At 40.2% G+C, this 12,263-nt stretch carries 11 protein-coding genes; 5 read left to right on the top strand and 6 right to left on the bottom strand.

The features are described from left to right. Positions 1-34 precede the first annotated feature (34 nt). The 6 genes from GYM74_RS11170 to GYM74_RS11145 all read right to left on the bottom strand — a co-directional run bounded on the left by GYM74_RS11170 (position 35) and on the right by GYM74_RS11145 (position 6,386). Positions 35-2,077 (bottom strand): FAD-dependent oxidoreductase, encoded by a 2,043-nt coding sequence (locus tag GYM74_RS11170; RefSeq protein WP_220218284.1) that lies wholly within the window; start codon positions 2,075-2,077, stop codon positions 35-37. A 197-nt stretch (positions 2,078-2,274) separates the two neighbouring features. After that, complete coding sequence (locus tag GYM74_RS11165; protein ID WP_220218283.1) at positions 2,275-2,565, bottom strand: putative quinol monooxygenase; 291 nt, start codon at positions 2,563-2,565, stop codon at positions 2,275-2,277. A 111-nt stretch (positions 2,566-2,676) separates the two neighbouring features. Continuing rightward, positions 2,677-3,525, bottom strand: a complete 849-nt coding sequence (locus GYM74_RS11160; RefSeq protein ID WP_220218282.1) for an SDR family NAD(P)-dependent oxidoreductase — start codon at positions 3,523-3,525, stop codon at positions 2,677-2,679. 177 nt (positions 3,526-3,702) lie between these two features. After that, positions 3,703-4,467: a type I 3-dehydroquinate dehydratase gene (aroD, locus tag GYM74_RS11155; RefSeq protein WP_220218281.1), complete on the bottom strand. Its 765-nt coding sequence runs from the start codon at positions 4,465-4,467 to the stop codon at positions 3,703-3,705. Positions 4,468-4,644: 177 nt separating this feature from the next. Beyond that, on the bottom strand, positions 4,645-5,517 hold the full coding sequence (locus GYM74_RS11150) for a shikimate dehydrogenase (protein ID WP_220218280.1): 873 nt from the start codon (positions 5,515-5,517) through the stop codon (positions 4,645-4,647). Between the two features lie 47 nt (positions 5,518-5,564). Continuing rightward, complete coding sequence (locus tag GYM74_RS11145) at positions 5,565-6,386, bottom strand: sugar phosphate isomerase/epimerase (RefSeq protein WP_220218279.1); 822 nt, start codon at positions 6,384-6,386, stop codon at positions 5,565-5,567. Between the two features lie 421 nt (positions 6,387-6,807). Between GYM74_RS11145 and GYM74_RS11140 the strand changes: the two genes are divergently transcribed. The 5 genes from GYM74_RS11140 (at position 6,808) to radA (ending at position 12,252) form a co-directional block, all read left to right on the top strand. Beyond that, positions 6,808-8,151, top strand: coding sequence for a Na+/H+ antiporter family protein (locus GYM74_RS11140; protein ID WP_220218278.1), 1,344 nt, complete (start codon positions 6,808-6,810; stop codon positions 8,149-8,151). 30 nt (positions 8,152-8,181) lie between these two features. Continuing rightward, a complete protein-coding gene (rsmB, locus tag GYM74_RS11135) occupies positions 8,182-9,474 on the top strand; it encodes a 16S rRNA (cytosine(967)-C(5))-methyltransferase RsmB (RefSeq protein ID WP_220218277.1) in 1,293 nt (430 codons plus the stop codon). Between the two features lie 30 nt (positions 9,475-9,504). Further along, positions 9,505-9,681: a helix-turn-helix domain-containing protein gene (locus GYM74_RS11130; RefSeq protein ID WP_220218276.1), complete on the top strand. Its 177-nt coding sequence runs from the start codon at positions 9,505-9,507 to the stop codon at positions 9,679-9,681. 204 nt (positions 9,682-9,885) lie between these two features. Next, a complete protein-coding gene (gene serB / locus GYM74_RS11125; protein ID WP_220218275.1) occupies positions 9,886-10,860 on the top strand; it encodes a phosphoserine phosphatase in 975 nt (324 codons plus the stop codon). Between the two features lie 9 nt (positions 10,861-10,869). After that, on the top strand, positions 10,870-12,252 hold the full coding sequence (gene radA / locus GYM74_RS11120) for a DNA repair protein RadA (RefSeq protein WP_220218274.1): 1,383 nt from the start codon (positions 10,870-10,872) through the stop codon (positions 12,250-12,252). The last annotated feature ends 11 nt before the right edge of the window (positions 12,253-12,263 follow it).

Below are 12,263 nucleotides of genomic sequence, written 5' to 3'. Positions count from 1 at the left end.
AACTGCTTGAAAATTCGGTTATCATAACAGCGTATTATAAAGGTTTATTGATATCAACTCCACGTACTTTGTTGGCTTTAATTCTTTCTAAGCGTTGAATTAAGGTGATCACATCTCGTCCTTCACGCATTCCGTCAATAAGTTTGCGCGCCTGCTTATTATCACCAATTTTATGAAAAATATAGTTATGTGCTTTGGCGTGCTCAATAAATGCAGCGCTATAAGTATTTTCACTTTGCATACCTAGACAAACAAAACCGTAATCGAAAGGTAGTTTAAATTGGTTGCCGTCTTTATCGCTTACCAAAAAGTAATTGTCGGCGACTTCTAATAAAGTCGTTGATAAATGAACATTTACTCCATTGTGATTAAGCATTGTCATCATGGAAATTCGACCAATATAATCTAAATCTTCTGCCATAGCCGATTTCATTTCGACAATCGAAACATCTTTAGCCTTGTTTTCTGAGAAATATTCCACCACATCCAAACCAACGGCGCCACCACCAATCACCACCACTTTTTTATTAGGAATATCGGTAAATTGTGAAAAATCTTGCATAATATCGAAGATCGAAAACACCTTACGATTATTCGATTGCAGTTGAGCTTGCAAGCCTTTAATTGGTGGCAAAAGGGGCTTTGAACCGGTAGCACTCACCACTAAATCTGGCTTAAGACTTTCGATAACATCTGGCGTTGCTGTCGTATTTAGCTTAATGGTCAGATTTTTTAATTTTTTTGCCCGATTAATTAAAAATTTAGGTAAATCGGCAATGCGTGCTTTATAAGGAAAGCGTGAAATCATCATTGAAAGTCCACCTAAAAAAGGTTTTTCCTCAAATAAAGTGACCTTACAGCCAACTTCAGCTGCGCTGCATGCTGCTTCAAGACCTGCCGTTCCGCCGCCAATAACCACAACATTAATGGGTGTTGAAATTTGATAACGTTTGTAGTCTTCGTAGCTAATAATATCGGGATTAACCGTGCAGCGAATCGGTTTAGAACGAGCGATACGATGATCGGCACAACCAATATTGCACGAGATACATTTTCTTAACGTATCAAGTTCGTTATTTTGCACTTTTTCAACCCAATAAGGCTCTGCAATCAACCCACGACCCAACACCACAAAATCAGCGGTGCCTTCTTCAATGGTTTTAGCAATAATTGCCGGATCGCGAAAATTACCCGATGCAATTGTTGGCTTATTAAATTTATCACGCACGGCTTTAGCCATATAAGCACGCCAGCCGTCCGGTAAGTTCATCTGATCGATTTGAAATTGAATCGTATCATTTTGTGCCGCTGACACATCAAACACATCCACCCCGTCAGCAAGGTATTGAAGAATTTCTAACGTATCATCTAAACTATTGCCGCCGTCGACAAAATCAACTGCACTAATCCGTAATAAAATTGGGAAATGTGGTCCAACTTTTGTGCGCATCTCATCAATAACCATTCGAATAAGGCGAGAGCGATTTTCTGCGCTGCCACCAAATTCATCGGTACGCCGATTATAGATTGGTGATAAAAATTGACTCAGCAAATAAGAGTGCCCACCATGAATTTCAACGGCATCAAAGCCTGCCCGCTGAGCACGTTGAGCGGCAAGCCCGTATTGTTTTACGATTTCATTAAGCTCTTCAACGGTTGCCGGTCTTGGCACATTACCGCCGGTTTTAGACGGGATATTCGACGATGAAATCGGTTGTAAACCATTTAAACGACCGGGATAGGCTGATGCGCCGGCATGATTAATTTGCACGGCAACCGATGCGCCATGTTTATGCATTCGCTCGGTAAATTTAAACAGACCGGGGATATACTGATCATTATCGATTCTCAGTTGGGTTGTGCCATTGGTACCATAGGGAAAATCAACACAGACATTTTCAAGGATAATAAGCCCAGTCCCGCCTTTTGCTCGTTGTTCGTAGTACTGAATATGGTCTTCAACCATTTCCCCGTTAAGGGTGGCGAAGTTGGTGCCAATAGGCGGCATAACAATCCGGTTACGAATAGTTGTTCTGTTAATCACGAACGGTTCAAATATAGCTGAAAGATTAGGCATATTTGGCTCCTTTTTATTAAATAATTTTCTTAATATCCGTTAAATATTTTTTGGGTTTTAAAAAATTATTGATGAAAAATTTTATATATATATTTTATTAATTTTATTAAATCGATTCATTTTATCTATAAATCACTTAAAACGATAATGGCTCGCATCTGTTGCTCGATGCGAGCCATGTGAAATAACTAACTTAGTTAATTAAATTTTTTTGTTATATAACACTCTCTACCGACTAATTTGTCATTGAGAAACGTTTTAAATGCTAAAAAATGCGCTGTGTTTTGATGATGCTCTAACGCTTGCCTGCTAGCCCATGTTTCAGTAAAGATAAACGTATTAGAATCGCTCAAATCAATGCCCAGATCATAGGCAACACAACCTGATTCTTTTCTGCTAAGCGCAATTATTTGCTCGGCCGCTTGGCGGTATGCTTCAACAAAAGCCGGTTTAACGTGATGTATTGCGATGATTGACAATTCACTCATCGAAGCTCCCTATATTCTTTCGTTTGTTATCATTGATTATGAGTTAACTTTTAATATTCACGACCGCTAATATAAGCTATCTTGACAATAGCTATTTGCCATTGCGGTTTACTATTTTTTATTTGCGTTAAGTGCTGCATGCTGTTCAATGGCAAATTGACGACGCCCACCCGGACGAGGCACTAAATCGCCTAACATCACTTCATACCCACCGTCGACAACCAGCTCAGTTCCGTTAGAGTAATCCGAACGTTTACTGGCTAAATATAAAACGGCGTTGGCAATATCAATGGTTTCACCAATACGTCGGCTGGCTATCATACGTGTTCGCCCTTGTTCAACTTCTTTATCTTCATAGAATTTTCTTGATAACGGCGTTTTGACAAAGCACGGGCATACTGCATTACTGCGAATACCAAATTGCCCCCATTCTGCAGCAAACTGTTTAGATAGCATTGATACCCCGGCTTTAGTTGGACTATAAGCGCCACTGTATGTTTCGGGTGTATGAGAAGCAACGGTTGAGATATGCACCATACGCCCCGATTTTTGCTCAATCATCAAGCGCCCAAAGCGTTGTGACATTAAAAAATAACCGGTTAAATTAATATTGACTGTCGTTTTCCATTCATCAAGTGGCAAATCCTCAATGGGACAAAAACGCAAAATAGCCGCGGTGTTAACCAGCACATCACAGCGACCGAATACTTGTTTTACTTCGGCAACAGCGGCATCAACCTGTTCTTCAATTGTGGTGTTACACGCAATACCGATCGCTTGTATTCCATACTGCTTTGTGAGCTCTTTGGCAAATTGTTGGCATTTGGCTTCATCTAAATCAATCAATACCAAATTTGCTTTTTGTTTAGCAAATTCACGGCAAATTTCTAACCCCATACCGCCCATAGCGCCAGTGACGACACAGACATCATTTTCTAACCCTAACCAACTTTGGCTCATAAAAAACTCCTATTTCGTAAACTTGTTAACGACCGCTAAGTAAACGGTTTTTGCTTGTTATTTATTGCTTATTATTGTTTAAACAGTGTTGCGATAATAATTTAGCTAAATATTTAATTATTTATTGCGCGATTAATTTAACTATCTATTTAGCTATCTATTTAACGACCTATTTATTTAACTGCGACTTCGATACAACACATCTAAAATATAACGTAACTCTTTGACATCAAGTTGCCCGGGGGCCGAAGCATTTTTTGCCGCACCAAATGTCATTGCTGAACCAAATGTTGTGCCAGCTATGCGGCTAACTGCGCCTAGCCCCGCCATTGACATGGTGATAATTGGCTGGGTTGCGTACTTTTCGTTCATTTCCGTGGTGGCGGCAAGTAGCGTTAACACATCATCTGTTGATTTTGGCATCACTGCAATTTTCGGAATATCTGCCCCTAAGTCTTGCATTTTTCGTAATCGAGCGACAATATCGCTTTGTGCTGGGGTTTTTTCAAAGTCGTGATTAGAGCTGACCACAAAGACATGATGTTGGTGTGCAACGTCGATAATCTCTTTGACATACTCATCACCAATAAACACTTCAACATCGATCAGATCGACAAGTCCACTGCTGGCCATTCCTTTGTTTAACCGGATATAATCGCTAAGTGGCCATGGTTTTACCCCGCCTTCATTTGCTGTTCGGAAGGTAAAGAGTATCGGCTTATTGGGGAGTAATTGTCCGATTTGTTTAGCCACTGATTTTACTGCATCAATATCATCGACTTGACTGAAGTGATCAACACGCCACTCAAGGACATCAAAATCAATAGATTGTAAAAATTTAATTTCATCGAGTAGTTCTGCTTCGGTTTTACCCACTACTGGTACGATAATTTTCGGTGCGCCGGTACCGATTTCAAGCTGTTTAATAGTAACTGTTTTCATTTTCAATCCTGTTTGCCAAAAGTTAGGTTAATAATCAATAATGCCACATAGCTTATTTCAAATAAGACAATAGCATAGATTAATCTGATAACTTACCTTTAATTATCTGCTTAATCTAAAAGCCGGTTAAAGCGTATGATAAATCAGTTAAAAGTAAGTTATTAGCCTGCGTAATTATTAATCATTAAATCCCATTTTTTCTTTTACATAGTCGATTGGCGCATCTTCACCCGTCCAAATTTTAATTTGCGCAGCGCCTTGCCATAGCATCATACCAATACCATTTAAGGTTTTGCAGCCTTGCTTTTCGGCGATTTCAAGTAATTTGGTTTTTCGTGGACTATAAATACAGTCAGTCACCACCAGATCTGGTCTTAACATGGTTGGATCGGTAATTAAACTTTGACCTTCTAATGGTTTCATACCGACACCGGTTGCGTTACAAAGCACTTGACTTGTGGCAATCGCCTGGCGAAGTTGCTCCGTATCGGCAAGGTCGGTGACAGATACTTTACATTGCGTATTTTCATTTAATTTTTTAGCAACTGCTTCGATTTTGGCGTAGCACTCATCTTTCTGATTAAAGATTGCAATCTCTTTCACACCGTCAAGTGCTGCTTGTACCACAATCGCCGTTGCCGCGCCACCGGCACCTAAAATGGTCATTTTTTTGCCTATCACATCAACACCGGCTTCTTTAAGCATACGCATATACCCAATGCCGTCGGTGTTGTAACCGGTAAGTACGCCGTTATCATTTGAGATCGTATTGCAAGCACCACTCATTTCAACTGCCGGGGTTAATTTATCAAGATATTGGCAGACCAATTGTTTATTTGGCATCGATACTGCACTACCACGTAGCCCTAAAGCACGAAGCCCTTTTATTGCATCGGGTAACTTTTCTTGATCAACTTCGAAGGCTAAATAGACATAAGGGATATCAAGCTTAGCATAGAGGGTATTTTGCATTTGTGGCGATAAGCTATGACGAATTGGGTAGGCCATTAAACCAATCAATAAAAAATGGCCGTCGATATTATTTCTCATTAAAAATTCTCCACTACTGACTTTGCCTTTTAGCAAAGGGTACACATTTACGATTGTTCTGCTACACGTTTTAATAATGCACGTGCATCTTCAATATACATTTTAGCGCGTTCAATCGGTGATTTGGATAACGCTAACTCATCGTTACAGCACTCAATTGAAATTGGCATTTCCGGTAACGCTTTTAACAGTGACACAAGGTCAATACCACCTCGACCCGGTGACAGGCGATAGTTACGAGCTTGATAGAGTAATCCTTCTATATCTTTTGGTTTCTCTTTGGTGCCGTCACACAGTTGCATATAGCGCCAACAATCTTTAGGTACTTTTTTCAAATCATCCAAAGTATTTGCCCCACGATCAAAGTGTAGTGGATCGATAATCATTCCTTGATTGTTTTGATTGGCTGTTTTGAGTAATTCAATCCCGGCATTTACTGTTGGAATATCAGTCCATGGCATCGGCTCAATATTTATTGCAATGCCAAGTGGTGCGGCAATTTCACACAGCTGGGCAAAATTATCGGCCAGGCGATTTTGATCCGGATCGTTGCCCGCCAGCAGTACCTGACTAGCGCCCAATCGGGCACCTGTTTCAAGTACTGGTAAAAAGTTGATTACACGGGTATCGGGTTTTAAGCGAAAAATCTCAATATCTAAGACTTTAATGCCGGTCTCTTTTAACCGGCGTTCAATTTCGCGCACCATTGGCGTGTCGCCAACAGTTGCATAAACGGGTTCGGTTGGGGTAGCGGGAATAAGCCGTAAACCAACATGAGTATAACCGGCTTCGGCAGCAACCAAAACTTGATTGGCTGGTGAAACATCTAAGACAGTTAACGCTGCCAATCCTATTGGACGGTTAGACATATCTTTCTCCTTAAACAAAAATCAATTCATCAAAACATAAATTGTGTAAATTTTTAGATCAGCCATATTGGTATTTATTATTATATTTCTATAAATAAGTTGATTTCTATTAAAAATTTCTATTGTTTAAAATATCGATTAATTGGGCGATTAGCAAGGTAAAAAAAAGATTTTTTGGCAAAATGCGATCTACATCAACAAATGAATAATCAAATAATTAAATCTAAATTGCGAAAAATTCAATCAACATATTGATTTTATTTTTTTATTTAATTTTTTGGCGGGTTGTTTTTTATTTAAACGCAAAGCGATGATTTTTTAAATAGGCAAGGGCTGGCGGTTAAGTCGGCATGATCAATTGCACTTTGGTTGGCTATCGCCTAGAATAACTTATTTTACTGAGCTACGAAGAATCCATTTTATGCATACCATTCTTGAATTTTTATCTTCAATCAATGCTGTCGTCGTTGCTGTTATTTTAATGTTAGTGCTGTCACTATGCCGAGTGCATGTGGTAATTAGTTTAATTATCGGCGCATTTGCCGGCGGCCTGTTTAGTCACTTAACTTTAAAAGAAACAATCGATGCTTTTAATACCGGCATCAGTAATGGTGCCAACATTGCACTTTCTTATGCCATGTTAGGTGCATTTGCTGTTGCGATATCCAAATCAGGGTTACCTGAATTATTAGCGGACAAAGCGATAAAACAGCTAACATCGAGCAGTGCAAAAACCCGAATTAAGTGGACATTAATTGTCATTATTGGATTAGTGAGTATTTCCTCGCAAAATATTATTCCGATCCATATCGCCTTTATTCCGCTGTTAATTCCGCCACTGTTATATGTCATGTCGAGACTACAATTAGACCGACGTATGATTGCCTGTATCATGACATTCGGTCTGATTACCCCTTATATGTTTTTACCGGTCGGGTTTGGTAATATCTTTTTAAATCAAATATTGTTAAAAAATATTATCTCATCGGGTATGGATGTGAGTCATGTCAATGTTATGCATGCAATGGCAATTCCGGCTTTAGGTATGTTTTGTGGTTTATTATGGGCAATTTTTGTCAGTTACCGTAAACCACGTGAATATAAAATTATTCGTGAAGAGACAAACCTTGATGCGCTTAACAACGTGAATAAACGTTCAGTTATCGTCTCTTTATTGGCTATTGTACTCTCTTTTACCGTGCAACTTTATACCGGCTCAATGATTTTAGGTGCTCTGATTGGTTTTATCTGCTTTATTGTCTCTGGCACCATAAAATGGGGTGAAGCTGACGGGGTATTTACTGACGGTATAAAAATGATGGCGATGATTGGTTTTGTTATGATTTCAGCACAAGGCTTTGCTGAAGTGTTAAAACAGACCCATGAAATTGAGCCACTGGTTATCAATAGCGCAGCGTTATTTGCCGGTAATAAAGTGGTGGCCTCATTTATGATGATGTTAGTGGGATTAGTGATAACACTGGGCATTGGTTCATCATTCTCAACCGTGCCGATTATTGCAGCCATTTATGTGCCGCTTTGTGTGCAATTAGGTTTTTCACCGATTGCAACGGTCTGTTTAATTGGCGCATCGGGCGCAATTGGAGATGCCGGCTCACCGCCGTCAGATACCATTTTAGCTACATCGGCCGGGCTGAATAGTGACGGGCAACATGACCATATACGTGATAGTGTGATCCCAACATTTACCCATTTTAATATTCCGTTATTTATTGCCGGTTGGGTTGGGTCATTAATACTGTAATTTATCAATGCGTTAAGGTTATTATTATTTATGAATAAAAAGTTACAACAAAATATTCGAGCGATTTGCGCACAGGCTATTTATAACGTGCTTGAAGACGGGCAGTCGCTAAGTAATGCCTTAACGGTTTTGCAACCTAAAATAGCCGACAAAGATCGTGCATTAGTTCAAGAGATCTGTTTTGGCGTGATGCGCGTATTGCCGGAGCTTAACTTTTACATTCATCGTTTGATGAAAAAAGTCATGACCGGTAAAAATAGGGTTTTACACTATTTATTACTTGTTGGAGTTTATCAAATTCTCTATACCCGAATCCCTGAACATGCTGCTGTTGGCGAGACAGTTAATGCGGTCAACGATCTCAAAAAATCGGCATTAAAAGGCTTGGTTAATGGGGTATTGCGTGAGTTTTTGCGCCAGCAAACAACATTAACCCAGCAATTGAGTAAAGAGAGCCAACAACAAGCCAGCCGAACATGGCATCCGACATGGCTATTAAATCGCCTTAAACAAGCTTATCCCGATGATTGGCAAGCTATTATTGAAGCCAATAATCAAAAGCCACCCATGTGGCTACGGGTGAATTTGAATCACTATACTGCAACTGAGTATCAACAATTACTGGCTGACGCACAAATTCAATCCGCCGTTTTTGCCGATATACCTTCTGCTATTCGCTTATTATCACCGGTAAATGTCACTAAGTTACCGGGTTTTGCTCAAGGTGCGGTAACGGTGCAAGACTTATCCGCGCAATATGCCGCTTACCTATTGGCACCACAAAATGACGAACAGATTTTAGATATGTGCGCCGCGCCGGGCGGTAAAACCACCCATATTTTAGAAGTGGCGCCAAAAGCTCACGTGCTAGCGGTTGACGTGGATGCCAGCCGAGCAAAACGCATTGATGAAAACTTAGCTCGCTTAAAACAACATGCCGAAGTGAAAGTTGGCGACGGTTTAACACCGGAAACATGGTGTAAAGGGCGACTTTTTGATCGTATCTTGCTTGATGCACCTTGCTCCGCTACCGGTGTAGTTCGTCGTCATCCCGATATTAAATGGTTACGGCGAGATAGCGATATAGCGCAATTGACTGAACTGCAACATGCGATCTTAACCAATATTTGGCCTTATTTAAAAACAGGTGGCACTTTAGTCTATGCTACCTGCTCAATCCTCCCTGACGAGAATAGATTGCAGATTGAGCGTTTTTTACAAGAAAATAGTGATGCGAAATTGCAAGGCGAGGTTAAACAGTTTTTACCCACCGACAACGGCGGCGATGGGTTTTTCTACGCTATTTTAAGAAAAAGTAATTAGTGCATTTAAAAAAAACATGCACTATGAAAAATGAATAAAGCATTAACACTCAGCATCCAGCTTAAAAAGTTGGAAGAAGATCAACTTATTACTCGCCGTGTATATGGTGAAAAACCACCACTTAAAGTGTTATATAAATTAACCCCTTTGGGTGAAAAAATTGGTCCGGCACTTGAACAGCTGTGTTTGTGGGGACAAGCCGTTTAGTGTTATTTTGTCATTTCTAAACTAAACCAAACTAAAGGCAATAAATATTGATTAACAATGACCCCATTTTTTTGCAAAAAAAGTTGATGAGCAGAGTTTTTTAGTCCGAAATTTCAATTAATAACATCTTATAATCCTTACTTGGACAATTTTTGATAGATATGATAAATTCCAAATCTGTTTTGCGTTATTAAGATTTTTGTTATGGCTTACACATTAACCTATAATGATCTCCCCGAAAATATTCAATACTGGCAAGGTTTACCTTTATCTTTAAATGGCTGTGAAGTGGTACCGCTTGACTATAATGCCGGTAAAACAGGTTGGATTATTTATGGTAAAAAATTAAATAAAACGATTTTATCGAACTTCCAAAGACAATTGGCAATGCCAATGGTGATAGTGTCATCTTGGAAAGTGAAATCTTATCAAATTGTCCGTATTGCCGGTATGATCCCCAAAAAAGCGAAATCAATTTCGCTGGCATTAGGTATTGACGTTTCACCTATCGATAATTTGCCAACTTTAAATTCACCGGGCTTATTGGTTATGGATATGGATTCAACGGCAATTACTATTGAATGCATTGATGAACTGGCAAAACTGCATGGCGTTGGCGAGCAAGTTGCAGCCGTTACCGAACAAGCCATGCGAGGTGAGCTTGATTTTGCAACCAGTCTACGTAAACGAGTCGCAACTTTAAAAGGGGCACATCAAGATATCTTACAGCAAGTTAAACAGTCACTACCAATGACATCGGGATTAACCTATTTGGTTAAAGAGCTACATAAAAAAGGTTGGCATGTTGCCATTGCCTCTGGCGGTTTTACCTATTTTGCTGATCACCTAAAGCAGAAATTAAAGTTAGTTGATGCGTATGCCAATGAGTTAGAGATTAAAAACAATCGCTTAACCGGTAAAGTCATCGGTCAAATTGTCGATGCTAAATATAAGGCTCGCACTTTACAACAATTAGCCGCCTCATTAAATATTCCTATTGAACAAACTGTGGCAATTGGCGATGGTGCCAACGATTTAATGATGATTCGTATTGCTGGTCTTGGGGTTGCTTATCATGGCAAACCAAAAGTGGTAGAAAAGGCGAGAATTAGCATTAATTATGCAGATTTAACTGGATTATGGTGTATCTTATCGACAAGTTTATTAAGTGAAGGTTAGGAGAATAATTTGGCAAAAAGTGTTAAACGTGCGTATGTTTGTAATGATTGCGGGGCTGATTATCCACGTTGGCAAGGGCAATGTAGTGCTTGTCATGCTTGGAACACCATAACCGAAGTTAGGCTTGCAAGCTCATCATCACGTAATGAACGATTAACAGGCTATGCCGGCAGTGTCGCTGGGCAAGCAAAAATCCAAAAATTATCTGAAATTAGTTTAGAAGCGCTACCGAGATTCTCAACTGGATTTTCTGAATTCGATCGGGTGCTCGGTGGCGGCGTAGTGCCGGGAAGTGCGATATTGATCGGTGGTAATCCCGGCGCCGGTAAAAGTACCTTACTATTGCAAACGATGAGTAAACTCTCAGCGCACATGAACACCCTTTATGTGACCGGTGAAGAGTCTTTACAACAAGTCGCAATGCGCGCCCACCGATTAGGTTTACCGACCGATAATATCAACATGCTGTCTGAAACCAGTATCGAGCAGATCTGTTTACTGGCCGATCAATCTCAACCAAAACTTATGGTGATTGATTCGATACAAGTGATGCATCTGTCTGATATTCAATCCTCGCCCGGTAGTGTTGCGCAAGTACGGGAAACCGCCGCTTATTTAACTCGCTTTGCCAAAACCAAAGGTATTGCCATTATTATGGTCGGTCATGTGACTAAAGACGGTTCGCTTGCGGGGCCTAAAGTGCTGGAACACTGCATTGACTGCTCAATATTATTAGACGGTGATGCCGATTCAAGGTTTAGAACGCTGCGCAGCCATAAAAACCGTTTTGGTGCAGTGAATGAACTTGGCGTTTTTGCCATGACTGAACAAGGTTTGAAAGAGGTAAGTAACCCGTCAGCAATATTTTTAAGTCGGGGTGATGAAATGCTACCCGGTAGCTCCGTTATGGTGTTATGGGAAGGTACCCGTCCATTGCTGGTAGAGATTCAAGCGCTGGTTGATCACTCCATGTATGGCAACCCAAGGCGAGTGACCGTGGGCTTAGATCAAAATCGCTTAGCACTGTTGTTGGCGGTATTGCATCGACATGGTGGATTACAAATGGCCGATCAAGATATTTTTGTCAATGTGGTCGGTGGCGTAAAAGTGACAGAAACCAGCGCCGATTTAGCTTTAATCGCGGCCTTAGTTTCAAGTTTTCGCAATCGCCCGTTACCGCAAGATGTGGTCATTTTTGGCGAAATTGGTTTAGGTGGTGAAATCAGACCGGTTCCTAGTGGGCAAGAGCGAATTGCCGAAGCGGCTAAACATGGCTTTAAAAAGGCGATCGTCCCTATAGCTAATATGCCCAAAAAGAGACCGGAAAATATGCAAGTTTTTGGTGTGAAAAAAGTATCTGAAGCGTTAGATATCTTGAATGATTTGTCATGATTTTAGCTACT

Source organism: Gilliamella sp. ESL0405 (assembly GCF_019469205.1).
GTDB lineage: Bacteria > Pseudomonadota > Gammaproteobacteria > Enterobacterales > Orbaceae > Gilliamella.
This window is presented reverse-complemented; position numbering and strand designations above follow the sequence as displayed.